This is a genomic window from Stappia sp. BW2 (assembly GCF_008107695.1).
In the GTDB taxonomy this organism is placed as follows: domain Bacteria; phylum Pseudomonadota; class Alphaproteobacteria; order Rhizobiales; family Stappiaceae; genus Roseibium.
This window is the reverse complement of sequence record NZ_VIRG01000070.1, coordinates 742,579-759,519: the sequence shown is the minus strand read 5'-3', so window position 1 is coordinate 759,519 and position 16,941 is coordinate 742,579. Positions and strand designations below refer to the sequence as shown.

The following is a 16,941-nucleotide window of genomic DNA, read 5'->3' as shown; positions in this document are numbered from 1 at the left end:
GATAAGCGGCAAAGAGACAAAGGACGGACATCATGAGCATCCAGGACTGGATCAAGAACGAAGTCGACACCAACGACGTTGTGCTTTTCATGAAAGGCACGCCGAACTTTCCGCAGTGCGGCTTTTCCGGTCAGATCGTACAGATTCTCGACTATGTCGGTGCCCCTTACAAAGGCATCAACGTTCTGGAAGACGACGACCTGCGCCAAGGCATCAAGGAATTCACCAACTGGCCGACCATTCCGCAGCTTTACGTGAAGGGTGAATTCGTCGGCGGCTGCGACATCATCCGCGAAATGTTCCAGAACCAGGAACTGCAGAGCCTCCTGACGGAAAAAGGCATCGAGACCACTCAGCAGACCGCCTAAGCCTGAATCGATTTCTGAAGACAGCTTTCCAAGGGGCGGTTCTACCGCCCCTTTTTCGTGTCCTTGGGGTCTTCCGCAATGGGAATAATCCGGAATTGGAGGGCCAGGCTGCGGGTTGAGCCTACCAGCATTCGTGATCGCTGGCGGCTCCCCGGCCCCGGCTCGCGCTTCGCTTGGCCGGGGTGACGATGGAAGAGGAAAGATTCCGGCGACGGTTCAAGATGCGCTGCTCCATCGTATCGAGCTTCGTCGCCTAGCCCTCCGGTCATTCCGGACAAGAGAGGCAACGCCGAACGCCGATCCGGAATCCAGACACATTTCGCGCTGGAGGCGCGGCCTTGCTTTGAAATAAAGAGTTCGCTCTGCTCACGATGACATCTGGTTGCCGGACCAGCGCACAGCTTCGCCGCACTTAGCCGAGATGACGGGAGGTAGATGACGGGCGCCATACCGCACTCCAAATCCTCCAACGGAAGAACCAGAACGTGAGCAATCAGCCGCAGACCCCTGACAAAACCACCGAGATTTGCGCGTTATCCAGTGGTAAGCGGAATCGATTGCGGTTGAATTTAGGCAGTAACTCGGCAAATTTTGCCGAATCACCTAAGCTGAACGCAAGGTGAATGCGGATTTCAGGGTGAGTACAGGTGCGTTCCGCCATTCTCCGACCATACCGCAGGGCTCCAGCAAACAACGGAGCTGGGAAATGGGACCGGGGACAATGAACAAGATTGCAGTTGCAGCCACCTCTACTTTCGTTCTGGCGCTTGTCGGAGCCGGCGTCGTCTTTTCTGACGGCATCAGGACAGATAGCGAGTTGCGCCGGGTTGAATGCCAGGCTCTCACCATGTTCACACCTGCCAGAAGCAAGAGCGCCGAAGAGCTTTGCGCCAACTATGGCGGGGTTGCGCTGAAGGATGCCGAGCCCAGCAAGGAAGGCCTCGTGATTCTCGTGCGCAACCAGCCGATGGGCGGGTTCCATGGTGAAAACGCCGTCCGCTGACTGCTGCCGATAAACCTTTCCTTGATGAGGGCAGACGCAGGGTGAAGCTGGCTACCTTGGACAAATGCCACGCTCTGCTCAGTCGCCCCGAACCGTAATTGCATGCGCCGTCACGGGCTCTGCGACATTGTGCAGGTCAACCGGCCCGAGCGGCTTTGATGGCAATCCTGATCCCTCGGCCACATCTGCCGTCGCCACGATGTCCTGTCCGACGATCTTGCCATAGTCGCCGAGGCGCGCCGCGATGTTGGCGGCATGGCCGGTCACCGTAAAATCGAGCCGTTCCCTTGATCCGACATTGCCGTAAGTGACCTCGCCAAAGGCAATGCCGATGGCACAGCGCAGTGGTATGTGCCCGGTTTCCGGGTCCGGCGATTGCAAACGGCTTACGATTTCCCCCGCGCTTTCCACAGCTTGCCGGCAAGCTTCCTCCACCCCGACACCGGCGGGAAAGATCGCCAGCACCGCATCGCCGATGAACTTCAGCACTTCACCATCATGCGCGTTGACGATGTCCGTCGTGACCTCGAAGAAGCGGTTGAGCTCGCCGACATAGGCGTTGTGACCAAGGTCTGTCTCCAGCTTGGTGGAATGCCTGAGATCGCAAAACAGGATCGCCGCATCAATCACATCGCCGTCGCCCCGCCGGATATCGCCTCCCAGCACGCGCGCGCCTGTCCGCTTGCCCAGATAGGTTTCCAGCAGGGAAGTTGCGTTGGTCGTCAGGGCGAAAACCTCATAGAGGCGGCTGATGAGGGCCGAGCATTCAAACACCAGACCCAGGTTGGCCGTGGTGAAGCCCGCGGGATGATCCGACGCGAGGGTCAACACGTTGATCCGTCCGCCGGAAAACGGCAGCGGCATGGCGACATAATCTGTTACGCCCTGCTGCCTCAGGTCTTCCATGATCGGAAACTCGAACTCGTCCGGATTCGAATCGATCTTCTGCCGAATACCGCCCAGACCATCCGCCACATGCTGCAGAGGGCTCTGGCGAAAGGCCGGGCTTTCCAGCGTTTCGTAGGATGGAGCAAAGCTTTGCAGCTTGTCATCATCGCGCGTCCACACGTAATGACGCCCCGCGATCATCGGATGCAGCGACCAGATCAGAATGCCGATGCGGCTGACCGCAATCCCGTCCTCAACGAGTTTCCGACCAAGGGCGGCTGTCAGCTCCTCGGGCGTCTTTGCGGTCCAGGCTTCGCGCAGCAGCCAGTCAACCGTCGGCCCTGCGATGTTTCCAGCGGCCAAGGGGTCAGCCGGAGTTCCTGGCGGATCGATGTGACTTGCCACACCCGGCATGAAGGCGACAAAGCCATCGACCGCCCGGCCCTCCGGCATGGCGTTGGCATAGCTCCAGGCACCGTTTTCCAGCGTCTCTCCCCCAATGCGGACATGGCTGTAGCTGGCCGTCCCCTTGAAAGGACAGAAGGTGCGGCGATCTGGAGCAGGTTCCAGGTCCGCCAGAATGTCGCCCCGCGGAAAATAGATCACGGGCGATAACCGGGTTTCATACATCACCCGCGCTTCGCAGGTCCGCGCCAGAACATGCTCCCCCCGATAGGCCGTCACTTCTCCGGCAAGCGGCTCCACAAGGATTCCATAATCGTTCGACGTTTTCTGTGCCCGTACGGTCATGCAAAAGAGATATGGAACGCGTGACACACTGTCCAGTGAACATCCACGCGCCTCGCCCACGCATGCTTGCAAACGGAACTTGCGAGAAACGCATGGGGCCTCCCCGGCGCAGACACCAAGGCAAGCCACGGTTTGACCTCAATTCGCGATTACGCGCTTGTGACCAGCCAGAGTATGGAAATTGATAACCCTGTCGGGTACTGAAACTATATGCGCACCATCTTGATCACATTGCTGGTCTGTTTCTTTGCCGGGATCACCTCCGCCGGCGCCTATACGCATGTTCCAAAGAGCATCCAGGCTCTGGAACTATCGATGGCGCAAGAGATGCGCGCGCCCGTGAAGACGGTGCAGTTTGCCGAGCAGGACGCCCAATGTTGCCAGCTGGACGACCAGTCCAGCCCGCCCAACAAAACCTTTGGGTGCGGACCGGATTGTGTCTCTCATTTTTCCGTCGTGGCTTTGCAATTCCTGGCGGCTGAAACCGGCCCGGAAACCACCTCTCCTCCCGTCCTGACGGACGGACTGCCCTCCACGGAAGATCAACCTCCCATAACAGGCTGAAAGCATCACCGGAATGCGAAGTTCCAGCTTGGCCAGAATTATTGGAAGGTTGAACGACATCTTGCCGGGGGGGTGATTGCCCGGCGGGACAACAGTTCGCCTGAAAGACAGGAATAAATCATGAGTCTTCAGGAAAACGGCACACAGGCATCCTATGCTGCCCCAGGATTTCGAACACGGAAGTATCTGAACAGGACCACGCTCTCCATGGCTGGTTGCTGCCTGCTTATGGCGCTTGTGACAGGTCTGTTGATCGTCTCCGCCCCGGCCGGACTGACCGCGGGTGAAGCTCTGTTACTGGCCGCCCCCCTGTTCGGCTGCGTTGCCATCCATGCGTTTGTTCGTCGTGTCATGGGCAAGCCCTGCCACACGCAGGTACGAAATGAGGCAGGCCGTGTCTAAGAGACCTCTCGCTTTCGCTGTTGCCGGCATGCCTCAGGGCTCGCTCGGCATGAGCGACGACCCGACAGCGCAATACACCGTGTACACCCTTGGCCGGACTCCGGCCGATCTTCCCATCCCCTATCCAGAGACAGGCCAGTAGCCTTCACATGACGAACCTTACAAGAAGATCCTTTCTTGCCGGGTCGGCGAGCCTTACGGGGCTCGCCGTCAGCGGCTGCATGACAACCGCCCCCCAGCAGCCACTCGCGCCATGGCAGGACCCGGCTGTCCTGGCCATGTACCGTGCGATGCCGGAAGAACGGTTTCCGATCCCCGCTCCCGACCTGAAGAAGGTGCCGGAACGCTATTACCGCAAGCAGGTGGACTATCCGACCAATGAGAAGGTCGGCACGCTGGTGGTCGATACCAACAACTACTACCTCTACCTCGTTCAGGAAAACGGCAAGGCAATGCGCTATGGCGTCGGCCTTGGCCGGGCAGGTTTCGAATGGTCCGGACGGGCACGGATTGCCCGCAAGGCCGCCTGGCCCAAATGGACGCCGCCGGAAGAAATGATCCAGCGGCAGCCCGAACTGGAAAAGTGGAGCTGGCGCAATGGAGGCATGCCGCCCGGCCTCCAGAACCCGCTAGGCGCAAGAGCGCTCTACATCTTCCAGGGCAACAAGGATACGCTCTATCGCATCCACGGCACGGCCGAATACTGGACCATCGGTTCCGCTGTCTCCAGTGGCTGTGTCCGCCTGATCAATCAGGATGTCATCGACCTTTATGGCCGCGTACCGGACGGCTCCCAGATCGTCGTTCTGTAAGGCCTTGCCAAAACAAAGGAAAAGGGGCCGGCCAGCCGGTCCCTTCGCCACCTCCGGGCATCATCGATGCCGCGTAAGATCAACCGGCTTGCCTTAGCCGGTGATCGCCTTCAGCTCCAGGAAATCTTCCAGGCCGAATTCACCGAACTCGCGGCCATTGCCGGACTGTTTGTAGCCGCCGAAGGGCACATCGTAATCCGGGCTGGCACCGTTGATATAGACGCTGCCTGCGCGAAGCTTGCGGGCAACGCGCTTGGCCCGTTCCGGATCGCCGGTCTGGATATAGGCCGCAAGGCCATAAGGCGTATCGTTGGCGATTGCGATGGCGTCTTCTTCCGTTTCGAACGGGATCATCACCAGCACCGGACCGAAGATCTCGTTGCGGGCAATCGACATCTGGTTGGTGACATCTGCAAAGACCGTCGGCTGGACGAAATACCCGGTCTCGAACCCTTTCGGCTTGCCCGGGCCACCGGCAACAAGGCGCGCTCCGTCGGCCAGACCGCGCTCGATATGCCCCTGGATCTTCTCGTATTGCAGGTCGCTGATCACCGGACCGATGTGATCGCCCTCCTCTGCCGGATCGCCAACCTTGGTTTCCGCGGCGATCTTTCCGGCAAGCGCAACGGCGTCGTCATAGACGCTCCGTTCCACCAACAGACGGGTCGGTGCATCGCAGGACTGGCCAGTGTTGGAAAAGCAGCCCGTCAGAGACGTGCGCAGGGCCGTTTCCAGGTCCGCATCGGCAAAAAGCAGGTTGGCCGACTTGCCGCCAAGTTCCTGCGCGACACGCTTGACGGTCGTCGCGGCGTTCTGGCTGACGGAAATGCCCGCCCGGGTCGAGCCGGTAAAGGACATCATGTCGATATCCGGATGGGAGGACATCGCCACGCCCACGCCCGGGCCATCCCCATTCACCAGGTTGAAGACGCCAGCCGGGCAACCGGCCTCCTCCAGGATCTCGGCGAAGAGAAGCCCGGAGAGCGGTGCGATTTCGCTTGGTTTCAACACCATTGTGCAACCGGCAGCAAGCGCCGGGGCCACCTTGGCCGCGATCTGGTTGATGGGCCAGTTCCAGGGCGTGATCAACCCGCAGACGCCTATCGGTTCGTGCCGAAGCAGGCTGCCGCCACGAGGGCTTGGCCGTTCGAACACGTGATGCTTCAGGGCTTCCAGAGTGGCTTCCAGATGGCCGGCGCCGGTTGGTGTCTGGCTGTCGCGTGCGAAACTGCGCGGGGCGCCCATTTCCAGCCGGATCGCCTCCTCCATATCCCCGGACCGACGCGCATAGATCGCAATGATCCGCTCCAGCAGCGCGGCGCGTTCATCAACGCTGGTTTCCGACCAGCCGGCGAATGCAGCTTTGGCTGCGGCCACCGCCTTGTCCACGTCGGCGGCACTGCCAAGGGAAATCACGGCAATCGGTTTTTCCGTTGCCGGGTTAATCACCTCAAGCGTTTTTGCCTCAACCGGATCGACCCAGGATCCACCGATATAGAACTGCCGCTTTTCAATCATCAGCCTGCTGCTTCCCAACTGTTCAGTTTCATGTCGTCGCCGCGTTTGGGCGTCACCTCATATCCGGGTTCTTCGGGCTCGTCGTCAACCATCTCCTCCGGAAAACCCGGTGCACGGATGTCGAGACCTGTCGCTTCTTCCAGGCGCTTGATGATGTTGGGCGACAGTTCCCGCGGGCCGTAACGGTCAATGCCGTCGGCGAAAATCCGGTTGATAAGCGGCGACACCTCCAGCGGCACCTGATGATCATCCGCGATTTTCTGGAAAAGGCCGACATCCTTGGCGACCAGATCCATGGTGAAGGAAATGTCTCGCGAACCGTTGAGGATCACCTGGCTCTCCGTTTCATGGACGAAGGAGGTTCCGGAGGAAATCCGTATGGCCTCATAGGCGGTTCCCAGATCCATCCCTGCTGCCTTGCAGGTGGTCAGGGCCTCGGCAACCGACACCAGATTGACCGTTGCCAGGTAGTTGGTGACAACCTTCAGAACAGACGCAGAGCCGATCTCCCCCGTATGCAGCACCCGGCGGCCCAGAACGGTCAGCAGCGGAAGCATCCGCTCGAAGGTCTGCCGCGTGCCCCCGGCAAAGATCGAGATGTTCCCGGTGGCCGCCCGATGGCAGCCGCCGGACACGGGGCATTCGATCGCCTCGCCTCCCCTGGCGATGACGAGCCCGGCAAGACGCCGCACTTCACCGGCGTCGGTGGTCGACATTTCCGCCCAGATCCTGCCCGGACCGATCCCTTCCAGAATGCCGTCCTGGCCCTCCACGACCGCCGCACAGGCTGCCGGACTGGGCAGACAGGTGATGACAACATCGCAGCTCTCGGCAAGCTGCCTGGGGCTCTCAGCGCGCATAGCGCCCTTGGCGACAAAGCTTTCCATCAACAGCGGGTTCAGATCGAGAACCGCAACCTCGAACCCGTTTCTGAGAAGACTGCCGGCCAGCTTGCCGCCGACATTGCCCAATCCGATAAACCCGACCCGCATGAGATGTCCCTTTCGTGAAGCAGGAAATGACCGGACTTCACTTTGCGCCTCGCATCGACACCAGAGAAATGATAATAATTCGGGAGATTACCCGATTATTTTTATAAGTGAGCAAGATGCCGTCGCTTCCCAATCTTCTCTGGCTGAAAAGCTTTGAAGCCGTGAGCCGGCTGGGCGGTTTCACCGCCGCAGGCACGGAACTCGGGCTCACCCAGGCCGCCGTCAGCACGCACATCAGCAGTCTGGAAACCCAGCTCGGCCATCAGCTCTTTGAACGCACGACGCGAAAGCTGGAGTTGACCGCAAGCGGCCGGGCCTATCTGCCGTCGGTACGCAAGGCACTTCAGGAACTGGCCGTTTCGACCGACAGCCTCTTCGGCAACCGTTCTGCCGGGTCCGTAACCATTCGCGCACCGATTTCCGAAACCGTGCTCATCATCGCCCCCGCCCTGGCAGAGTTTCAAGAAGCCAATCCGACCCTTGATATCCGTCTTCTCTCCGCAATCTGGGCAGATACGGCGCTTGAGACCGGCACCGACATCGAAATCCGTCTCGGCACGGGCAACTGGCCCGGTGTGCATGCGGAGCCTCTGGGACCGGAAACAATCGTGCCCGTGTGCCATCCGGATCTGGCACGAGAGTTGAAGCAACCGGCTGATCTGATCGATCTTCCGCGTATTCACATTCTGGGGTTCGATGACCACTGGCCACGCTATTTCGACGCCCTCGGCCTTTCACAGCCCTCCAGCCGAACCTGCGCCACGGTCGACACGTCCCTTGCCGCAGTCGAGTTGGCCGCTGCCGGAGGCGGCATCGCCCTGCTCCTGGGCAAGATCGCTGGACGCTTGACGGACAGCGGACGGCTGGTCGTTCCCCTCGACGTCAGCCTTCCATCCGTGCGAACGCACTACCTCCTGCAAGGGGACAGGGCATCACCAGGAAAACCGGCAACGCAACGCGTGGAGATGTGGCTGAGACAACTATTCGCCTGAAACTGCACGGGCCCACCACCGCTCGGCAACGCTTGTCCTGGCGGAAAGGTCACGGAATGGATTGCCGGATCGAGCCCCGCAATAACGGAAGAGACTGAGCTCGGGTCCTTTCCCAACGTCTCTTCCCACTTCGTCATGCCATGGCTCGACCATGGCACCCATGCCGATGCATCCCCCCACACCGCCACCTCTGCTCATGGAAAGGCCACGGCAGGCATTGCAGGGTCAAGCCCTGCTGCGAGGAAGTGTTTGGAGGAGGAAGGATCGAAGTAGTCAGAACGCCGCAGCGTCAATAGGGATCACTCCGCTGCGAACAGCTTCGCCGTCATCGCGAGGCTTGCGCCGCACGGTTCTTCCGCTTCGCCTTCGCCTGCCGTTTCACCCTCGGCAGGCCGCAGATTGACGAAGTCGTAGAGCGCGCGGTCAAGAAGATGCGACGGGCGAGTGTGGCCAAGGGCACGGGCCATGACACCGAGGCGGCCGGGGGATGCCTTTTCCCAGCCCTGCAGCATGCGTTTGACTTCCTCGCGCTGCAGACCATCCTGCGAACCGCAGAGATTGCACGGAATAATCGGGAACTGCATGCCGGAGGCAAAGCGGGCGATATCGCTTTCGGCGGAATAGGCAAGCGGGCGCAGCACCAGAAGGTCGCCTTCGTCGTTGATCAGCTTCGGCGGCATGGAGGCCAGACGCCCACCGTGGAAGAGGTTCATGAAGAAGGTCTCCAGGATATCTTCCCGGTGATGGCCGAGCACGATGGCTTCGCAGCCCTGCTCCCGCGCGATCCGATAGAGGATGCCACGGCGCAGGCGTGAGCACAGCGAACAATAGGTGCGGTGCTCGGGAATCTTGTCGGTGACGATGGAATAGGTGTCTTCGCGCACGATGATGTGCTCGATGCCATTGTCCTCGAAGAATTTCGGCAAGATGTCCGCCGGAAAACCGGGCTGGGCCTGATCGAGATTGCAGGCAATCAGATCGACCGGCAACAGACCGCGCCATTTCAGTTCGATCAGAACCGCAAGCAGCGTGTAACTGTCCTTGCCACCTGACAGGCAGACAAGCCATTTCGGACGGTTTTCCTGCGATACCGCGTCCGGCAACATTCCGAAGTCGGCGATTGCCTCGCGCGCCTGTCGTAACAGGCGCTTACGCAGCTTCTTGAACTCAACGCTTGAAGGCGCATTGCGGAGCAACGCGGGCAGTTCGATGTCGGTACTGTCGGCAATATCGTTCATGAGAGAAGCTCGGCGGCTTATTGGTTCGCTGTCCTTGCGCTGACATAGCGGATCAGCGCTGCCGGGAAAAGGGAAAAGCCGTGCTTATCAAGGGATGGCCGTTTGTTCACCGGAGCTGTTCGCGCCATTTCCTTGCGTAATTTGTCAGTCGAGGATCGCGTTTGGCCACGAGCCCACCTGCCCCGGTCTCTCCAGCTTGCTGAGTTTCCCCATCCGCCGCCAGCAATGCCGCCCCGATGCTGGTCCCTGTGACCGACCCTGCCGACGCTTCAACCGGCCGCCCTGTCGCGGCCTCCAGCATGCCGAGATAAAGCCGGTTCTGCGCAAAGGGGCCCTCAACGACAATCGCACCTTCTGCCCCGGTCATCGCCAGGCATTCCGCCGTCACCAACGCCAGATAGAAAGAAGTTGCCGCAAAGCGGTCGCCATCGCTCAATGTCGTATCGTCCACGCTCCAGTGATGCTCCCGCCCCTGGAAGGGGCCCGAGCGTGGATCGACAGCGGGAAAGAGCATGATTTCGCGGTTCAGCACGGCTTCGGTCTGCTCTTCCGAACAGCCCTTTTTACGGCCTTGCAGGATCATGTCGAACTCTCGCCCACCCATGAACCGTGCCGAAGGCACGGGATCGCCGAACGCATTGACGTTGATCAGCGTGTCGCGCAAAGGATCGAGCGTGACGTCGCCACCGCCTATTGCCAGCACGATCACCCAGGTGCCGGTGGAGACGACCGAAAACGGCGGTTCGCGCGCGATCAGATGCGGGTAAAGCGAGGCATTGGAGTCGTGGATGCCGCAGGTAACCGGCGTGCCTTCCGGCAGTCCGGTCCGTGTTGCCACGTCCGGCAGGATCGGCCCGAGACTGTCACCGGCCTTGCGTACCGGCGCCATCCTGCCTGTCAGACCAAGCCGGTCCACCAGTAAGGAAAACCGGTTTTCCGAAGGGCGCCAGAGGTCAGTATGACAGCCGAGCGATGTCACCTCGTTGGAAAGAACGCCGGTGAGTTTATAGGCCCAGTATTGCGGATAGGTCAGAACCGTCGCCACCCGGTCCAGAAGCCCAGGATCCGTTTTCAGTTGCCAGTGCAGTTGCGCACCCAGATTGAGGCCCATGCCAAGCCGGGGTGAACCGGTTTCAACGAAGTCCGGCCGGATCGCATCATAGTCGGCGGCAAGATCGTCCGGGCCCGTAAACTCATAATCAAGCATCGGCGCCGCAAGGTTCCCTTCCGCGTCCAGAAGAACGGCGCTGGCGCCATGGGTCGTCACCGACAGGTCATCGATGCCATGGGCCTTGTGCAGATCTTTCAGTGCGTCGCAGATGAAGTCCCAATGGCCTTCCAGATCGAAATGCGGATAAGGCGGCCCCGGCAGGACGGTGTTCGGCCGCGTCAGAACCCCAAGTTCCCTACGTTGCTCCAGATCGACCACGGCGACCTTGGCATTGGTCTTGCCGATATCGATGACGCCCACATTCCGGATCGCGGCCATCAATGCTCAATCCATGTGAAAGACGGTTGTGAGCGGCATTGCGACTGGCTCATTGTCCGGTTTGGTCGCCATCACGTCGGCCATATGCGCCCACCATTTCTGCATCACAGGGTGGTTCGGCAGGTCGTCCATTGTGTGGCCGTCCTGACGCCAAAGGACACCGAAGAGGATGTTTGTTTCCGGGTCCAGATGAATGGAATAGTCGCTGATGCCTGCTTCTTTCAACAAGGCCACCAGGTCCGGCCAGATCTCATTGTGGCGCTTCCGGTATTCGGCTTCCATGCCCGGGTTGAGCTGCATCTTGAAGGCATATTTTTCCATGGCTCAAGCCTTCCTGTGTGCGATGACACGGCCGGCAATGCGCGGCAGGGCAATGACGGCAATCAGCAGCAGACCGATGAAGATCGACATGACGATGCCCGGCACGTTGAGCAGGCCAAAGCCGAAGGTGACCATACCCATGACGAAGGCGGCGATCACCACGCCCGGAATGGAGCCGGAGCCGCCGAGAATATTGACGCCGCCCAGCACCACCATGGTAACCACCTCCAGCTCCCAGCCGAAGGCGATGGAGGGCCTTGTTGCGCCGAGACGCGAGGTCAGGCAGATGGCGGCAACGCCGGACATCAGGCCGGTGAGCAGGAAAAGCGCGAATTTCACTCGTGGCACCCGAATACCGGAAAAGAGCGCGCCGACCGGATTGTTGCCGACGACATAGACCGCCCTTCCGAAATTCGTCTTGTGCAGAATGACGGCAAAGACAATGGCAAGCAGCGCGAACAGCACGAACTCGAAGGAGATCACCCACCAGACATAGCCCTGCCCGAAAAAGGCAAAGCTTGAGGGATAGCCGGTGTAGGCCTTGTCGCCGAGGACGATATAAGAAATGCCGCGAAACAGGCTCATGGTGCCGATGGTCACGACGATGGACGGCAGGCCGAAGCCGGTCACCAGGAAGCCGTTGAACGCTCCGCACAGCAGCCCGGTACCCAACCCGATCATCACCAGAACCGGCGTATCCGCGCCCATCTGGACGGCAAAGCCCATGGCCGTCGACGCAAGCGCAATGATAGAGGCAACCGAAAGGTCGATTTCTCCGGAGATGATCAACAGTCCCATCGCAAAGGCGATCATGGCCTTTTCGGTAAAGTTGAAGGTCGCGTCGGAGAGGTTCCACGGGTCAAGGAAATAGGGCGAGGCAAAGCTGTTCAAAGTGAACACGGCGACCGCAACCACCAGCAGAAGCAGCTCCCAACTCACAAGGAACCGCTGCAACGGTGACTTCAACCTGTCCGGGATCTGGCGCCCCTGCGCGCCGGTGTCTGGAGTGGCGAGGCTCATGCTGCGTGCTCCGCTTTTTTCAGGATCACCCGGCCCTTGGCCCGGCTGGACGTGGCGTTGAAGGTAACGGCAATGATGATCGCGCTGCCGGAAATGGCGAGCTGCCAGAAGGGCGAGATGTTGATGACCGGGAGCGCATTCTTGACGATGCCGAGGAACAACGCCCCCAGCAGCGCCCCGCCGACCGACCCGATGCCCCCGGCAATCGAGATACCGCCGATGACGCAGGCCGCGACAACTTCCAGCTCGAAACCGCCGGCAATATCGACATAGGCAACCGCGTAACGTGCCACCCAGAGGTAGCCGGTTAGCCCGGCAAGCGCCCCGGAAAGGACATAGGCCGCACATTGGGTGAGGCCGACGTTGATGCCTGTATAGACGGCCGCATGCGGATTGCCGCCGACGGCAAAGAAAGCCCTGCCAAGCGGCGTGCGCCCGACCAGAATGATGAAACCGAGTACCACGGCGATCGCGATCCACGAAAGAACCGGCAGACCCAGCACGACTTCACGCGGAAACGCCTTGAAGGCGTCGCTCATCTCGTGGGCATTGATCCATTCGCCGCCGGAAATCACGAAGATGATGCCCCGGTAGATGGTCATGGTGCCAAGGGTGACAACAATGGGCGGAATATCCAGCTTCCAGACCAGCAGCCCGTTGACGAGCCCCATCAAGGCACCAAGAACGAGCGCCAACACAAGGATTACCGGCACCGGCAGGCCGGGCATGGCCATGTTGAGCATGGCAACCACCATGCCGGTGAGCGCAAGGTTGGCGGCAACAGACAGGTCTATGCAGCGCGTGAGGATCACCACCATCTGACCGAGAGCCAGTATGATCAGCGGTGCCGTGTCGTTGAAGACGTTGGCAAGGTTGGACGGGGTCACAAAGCCGGGAAAGCGGATGGCAATGCCGATCACCAGAAGCAATATCGCCCCGGCAAGGATGGTCTCACGGGATTTCATCAACGAGCGGATCATGAGCGCACCTCCGTGATGCCGGCAGCCGCCCGCACCAGATGTTCCGGTGTCAGGTCATCGCCTTCATATTCGGCCGCGATACGCCCCTCGCGCATCACGATCACGCGGTCGGACATGCCGAGAATTTCCGGAATTTCGGACGACACCATGATCACAGCCAGACCTTCGGCCGCCAGTTCCGCCATGAATTCATGCACGGCGGCCTTGGACCCGATGTCGATGCCCTTGGTCGGCTCGTCCAGGATGATCACTCTCGGCTTGGTCGCAAGCCATTTGGCGATGACGACCTTCTGCTGGTTGCCCCCTGACAGTTCGCCTATATCCTGATCGAGTGCTGCCGCACGCAAATCCAGCCGCTGCGTATAATCGCGGGCCAGTTTGAATTCCTCTGCAAGCCGCAGAAACCCCTTGTGCGAGGTTTCCTTGAGCGACGGCAACGAGACATTCTGGAAGATGGGCAGACCCTTGATGGCGCCCTGTTTGCCCCGGTCTTCGGGAACATAGACGATGCCGTGCCGGATGGCCTCGTAGGGGTCGCGGATGACGGCAATGGTGTCGTCAATGCGGATTGCGCCCTTGGAGGGTTTGGTCACACCGAACAGCGCCTGCATGAATTCGCTGCGCCCGGCTCCGACCAGACCGTAGAACCCGAGGATCTCGCCCGCGCGCAACGTAAAACCGATATCCTCGAATTCGGTGGGGTGGCAGTAGCCGACGACTTTCAGCACTTCCTTGCCAAGCAGCGGCGCTCGTTTCGGGAAAACCTGGTCGACTGAGCGGCCGACCATGAGCTTGACCAGCTCCTGTTCGGACACCTCCTCGATCTTGCCTGTGCCGACCATCTGGCCGTCGCGGAAAACCGTGTAGCGGTCCGCAATGCGGAAGATCTCGTCGAACTTGTGGCTGATGAAGAGGATCGCCTTACCCTCGGCCTTCAGGCGTTCCACCAGTTCGTAGGTTTCTTCGATTTCCTTGTGGGAGAGCGAGGCGGTCGGCTCATCCATGATGACAATCTTGGCGTCGATGGAGAGCGCCCGGGCAATCGCCACAAGGTGCTTGTTGGCAATTCCGAGGTCTTTCAGCGTAACATGTGGATCGATCCTCGCACCGATCCGCTCAAGCAGAGCTTGTGCCTTGCGCAGCATTTCCTTGCGGTCGATCAGCCCGAAACGCGTTTTCGGCGCATGGCCGATGAAGATGTTTTCCGCCACCGACAGGTCATCGAACAGAACGGTTTCCTGGTGGATGGCCGTCACCCCTGCCCGGCCCGCATCCTGCGCGGTTGGAAAGGAAACCGGGGTGCCGTTGATCGAGATCGTTCCCTCGTCCGGCTGATAGATGCCGGTCAGGATCTTCACGATGGTGGATTTTCCAGCACCATTCTCGCCCACCAGAGCCGTGACTTCCCCTGGGAAAAGCTCCAGCGAAACTTCGGAAAGCGCCTTTACGCCGGGGAATGATTTGGAGATGCCGCTGAGGGTCAGTACCGGCCCCGTGCCGTCTCCCGTTTGCGGATGCGTGTCCGCTATGCCCTGCGTGTTCGCAAGCATGACCATGTCCCGGAGCCTGGAGTTTCGTTGCTGGTTTTAAAGACCCGGTGCCGCGCGCACCGGGTCTGACAGGTTTCTAACGTCCGGTCGTGGCGACCAGCTTAGAAAATGTCCTTGAAGTCGTCGATGTTGGAGCTGTCGTAGACAAACGGATCGGCCATCGCGCCTTCATTGTTTTCGTCAAGCGTCAGCGTGCCCATACGGCCCATCGGGATTTCCGCACCCGGCTTGGCTTCCGCCGCACCGGTGGCGAGGTTGTAGGCCAGCATGGTTGCGGAATAACCGAGGTCAATCGGGTTCCAGATCGCGAAGGACTTGGACGCACCGGACTTGATGTGACCGGCCATTTCGGACGGCAGGCCGAGACCGGTCACATTGACCTGGCCGGCTTTTTCAGCATCAGAAACAGCCTGTGCCGCAGCCACGATGCCAACGGAGGTCGGTGCGATGATCGCCTTCAGGTCCGGATAGGTCTGCATCAGGCCCTGGGCTTCACGATAGGACTTGTCGGCAAGGTCGTCGCCATAGACGGTGGCGACCACGTTGATGCCCGGATAATTGTCCTTCACCTTGTTCATTTCCTCGATCCAGATGTTCTGGTTCGTGGCGGTGGCGGACGCGGACAGGACGGCGACATCGCCGCCATCGGGCAGGTGATCGGCGGCCAGCTTGATGATCATGTTGCCGATCAGCGGATTGGACGACGGGTTGAGGTGAAGCTGACGGCCTTCCGGTGCAACACCGCTGTCCCAGGAAATCACGGTAATGCCGCGGTCCATGGCCTTTTTCAGGGCCGGAACCAGGGCGTCCTGATCGTTGGCGGAGATCGCGATGGCATCCACCTTCTGGGCGATCAGCGCGTTGATGACTTCGATCTGACCTTCTGCGGTCGTGTCGGTCGGGCCGGTGTAGATGATCTCGACGTCGCCGAGTTCCTCGGCAGCTTCTTCCGCGCCCTTGGCGGCAGCTTCAAAGAAGCCGATGCCGAGCGCCTTGACGACAAGGGCGATGCGCTTTTCCGCTGCACTGGCCGGTGCGGCGAAGCAGACGGCGGCGACTGCAGTTGCCGCCAGAAGTGACTTGAGCAATTTCATGGTCTTCCTCCCAAAAATGCTGCCGGCCCCTCCCAAGGCCCGGACAGTATGCCGGCTACCCGTTCGAGGTTGCCTTGGTCTGCGCGGCGCTTGTTTCCGCCACGATCAGATGGATGTCGGCCTGTTCCAGCATGTTGGCCGCGCTGTCGGGGATCCCGTCATCGGTGATGACGGTGGAGATCCGCTCAAGCGGGCACAGGATCAGGCTGGAACGCGCACTGAATTTCGATGAATCCGCCACAACCACGAGCTCATCCGCCTGGCCGATCAGCTTCTGCTCGGCCTGAATGAGCAGCGGATCGGCCTCCATGAGCCCCAGCGGACCAAGCCCCTGCGCGCCCATGAACATGCGCTTGGCATAGAAGTTCCGGGTCACATCGTTGTCGAAAGGGCTCAGAATGATGTTCTGTTCGCGGTAGATGACACCACCGGAGAGCATGATGGTGTTCTTGGAATTCTTGAGGAGATGCTCTGCGATCGGAAACGAGTTGGTGAACACCTGGCAGCGCTTGGTTGCCAGAGGATGCACCATCTGAAATGTGGTGGTGCCGCCGTTGATGATGATGGCATCTCCATCCTCGCACAGCTCTACCGCCTTTTGTGCGATTGCGCGCTTTTGAGCGATGTTGATCGTTTCGTTGACGCTGAACGGACGCCCCGCCAGACCGACGAACTGCGGCGGATGAATGCTCTCCGCCCCACCCCGCACACGGCGCAGCTTCTTCTGCACATGAAGCTGGGCAATGTCGCGCCGGATGGTCGCCTCGGAGGAATCCGTCAACACCACCAACTCCTGAACCGTCACGACCGGACGATCCTGGACTGCGGACAATATGATCCTGTGGCGTTCTTTCTCGTGCATCTGGTCCTCCCATTGATCAAACGTTTCCACCAACACCGGTCAATGTCAATCAGAAAAAGTCAAAAATGATCATTTTGCAGCGCAATATGATTGGTATT

Annotated in this window: 18 protein-coding genes; 7 read left to right on the top strand and 11 right to left on the bottom strand. The window is 60.0% G+C overall.

What is annotated here, in order from left to right:
- Positions 1–32: 32 nt before the first annotated feature.
- Complete coding sequence (grxD, locus tag FMN63_RS22405) at positions 33–368, top strand: Grx4 family monothiol glutaredoxin (RefSeq protein WP_205514229.1); 336 nt, start codon at positions 33–35, stop codon at positions 366–368.
- 721 nt (positions 369–1,089) lie between these two features.
- Positions 1,090–1,371, top strand: a complete 282-nt coding sequence (locus FMN63_RS22400) for an antitermination protein (RefSeq protein WP_148586355.1) — start codon at positions 1,090–1,092, stop codon at positions 1,369–1,371.
- A 78-nt stretch (positions 1,372–1,449) separates the two neighbouring features.
- Here FMN63_RS22400 and FMN63_RS22395 read toward each other — a convergent pair whose 3' ends face one another.
- Complete coding sequence (locus FMN63_RS22395) at positions 1,450–3,036, bottom strand: DUF427 domain-containing protein (RefSeq protein ID WP_209001274.1); 1,587 nt, start codon at positions 3,034–3,036, stop codon at positions 1,450–1,452.
- Between the two features lie 183 nt (positions 3,037–3,219).
- On the opposite strand from FMN63_RS22395, the gene FMN63_RS22390 reads away from it, so the two are divergent.
- The 4 genes from FMN63_RS22390 to FMN63_RS22380 all read left to right on the top strand — a co-directional run bounded on the left by FMN63_RS22390 (position 3,220) and on the right by FMN63_RS22380 (position 4,787).
- The gene (locus FMN63_RS22390; RefSeq protein ID WP_148586354.1) at positions 3,220–3,573 is read left to right on the top strand and encodes a hypothetical protein; all 354 of its coding nucleotides are present in this window, start codon (positions 3,220–3,222) and stop codon (positions 3,571–3,573) included.
- Positions 3,574–3,693: 120 nt separating this feature from the next.
- A complete protein-coding gene (locus tag FMN63_RS22385; protein WP_148586353.1) occupies positions 3,694–3,975 on the top strand; it encodes a hypothetical protein in 282 nt (93 codons plus the stop codon).
- On the top strand, positions 3,968–4,117 hold the full coding sequence (locus FMN63_RS29435; protein ID WP_153297107.1) for a hypothetical protein: 150 nt from the start codon (positions 3,968–3,970) through the stop codon (positions 4,115–4,117). Before FMN63_RS22385 ends, FMN63_RS29435 begins: the two co-directional genes overlap by 8 nt.
- A 7-nt stretch (positions 4,118–4,124) precedes the next feature.
- A complete protein-coding gene (locus tag FMN63_RS22380; RefSeq protein WP_148586352.1) occupies positions 4,125–4,787 on the top strand; it encodes a L,D-transpeptidase in 663 nt (220 codons plus the stop codon).
- 93 nt (positions 4,788–4,880) lie between these two features.
- On the opposite strand, the gene FMN63_RS22375 is transcribed toward FMN63_RS22380, so the two are convergent.
- A complete protein-coding gene (locus tag FMN63_RS22375; protein WP_148586351.1) occupies positions 4,881–6,305 on the bottom strand; it encodes an aldehyde dehydrogenase family protein in 1,425 nt (474 codons plus the stop codon).
- The gene (locus FMN63_RS22370) at positions 6,305–7,297 is read right to left on the bottom strand and encodes an NAD(P)-dependent oxidoreductase (RefSeq protein ID WP_148586350.1); all 993 of its coding nucleotides are present in this window, start codon (positions 7,295–7,297) and stop codon (positions 6,305–6,307) included. The genes FMN63_RS22375 and FMN63_RS22370 overlap by 1 nt, the downstream gene beginning before the upstream one ends.
- 116 nt (positions 7,298–7,413) lie before the next feature.
- Here FMN63_RS22370 and FMN63_RS22365 point away from each other — a divergent pair, with 116 nt between their 5' ends.
- Complete coding sequence (locus FMN63_RS22365; RefSeq protein ID WP_148586349.1) at positions 7,414–8,289, top strand: LysR substrate-binding domain-containing protein; 876 nt, start codon at positions 7,414–7,416, stop codon at positions 8,287–8,289.
- 299 nt (positions 8,290–8,588) lie between these two features.
- Here the strand turns inward: FMN63_RS22365 and ttcA are convergent, their stop codons facing one another.
- The 8 genes from ttcA to FMN63_RS22325 all read right to left on the bottom strand — a co-directional run bounded on the left by ttcA (position 8,589) and on the right by FMN63_RS22325 (position 16,843).
- Positions 8,589–9,527, bottom strand: coding sequence for a tRNA 2-thiocytidine(32) synthetase TtcA (ttcA, locus tag FMN63_RS22360; RefSeq protein WP_148586348.1), 939 nt, complete (start codon positions 9,525–9,527; stop codon positions 8,589–8,591).
- Positions 9,528–9,633: 106 nt separating this feature from the next.
- On the bottom strand, positions 9,634–11,016 hold the full coding sequence (locus FMN63_RS22355) for an FGGY-family carbohydrate kinase (RefSeq protein WP_148586347.1): 1,383 nt from the start codon (positions 11,014–11,016) through the stop codon (positions 9,634–9,636).
- Between the two features lie 6 nt (positions 11,017–11,022).
- On the bottom strand, positions 11,023–11,337 hold the full coding sequence (gene rhaM, locus FMN63_RS22350; RefSeq protein WP_148586346.1) for an L-rhamnose mutarotase: 315 nt from the start codon (positions 11,335–11,337) through the stop codon (positions 11,023–11,025).
- A gap of 3 nt (positions 11,338–11,340) precedes the next feature.
- Complete coding sequence (locus FMN63_RS22345; RefSeq protein WP_148586345.1) at positions 11,341–12,357, bottom strand: ABC transporter permease; 1,017 nt, start codon at positions 12,355–12,357, stop codon at positions 11,341–11,343.
- Positions 12,354–13,337: an ABC transporter permease gene (locus FMN63_RS22340; RefSeq protein WP_205514227.1), complete on the bottom strand. Its 984-nt coding sequence runs from the start codon at positions 13,335–13,337 to the stop codon at positions 12,354–12,356. Before FMN63_RS22340 ends, FMN63_RS22345 begins: the two co-directional genes overlap by 4 nt.
- On the bottom strand, positions 13,334–14,887 hold the full coding sequence (locus FMN63_RS22335; protein ID WP_162530102.1) for a sugar ABC transporter ATP-binding protein: 1,554 nt from the start codon (positions 14,885–14,887) through the stop codon (positions 13,334–13,336). The genes FMN63_RS22340 and FMN63_RS22335 overlap by 4 nt, the downstream gene beginning before the upstream one ends.
- Before the next feature lie 101 nt (positions 14,888–14,988).
- On the bottom strand, positions 14,989–15,981 hold the full coding sequence (gene rhaS / locus FMN63_RS22330; protein ID WP_148586344.1) for a rhamnose ABC transporter substrate-binding protein: 993 nt from the start codon (positions 15,979–15,981) through the stop codon (positions 14,989–14,991).
- Between the two features lie 55 nt (positions 15,982–16,036).
- Positions 16,037–16,843 carry a DeoR/GlpR family DNA-binding transcription regulator gene (locus tag FMN63_RS22325; RefSeq protein WP_148586343.1) on the bottom strand — a complete coding sequence of 269 codons (807 nt, stop codon included), beginning with the start codon at positions 16,841–16,843 and terminating at the stop codon, positions 16,037–16,039.
- Between the last annotated feature and the right edge of the window lie 98 nt (positions 16,844–16,941).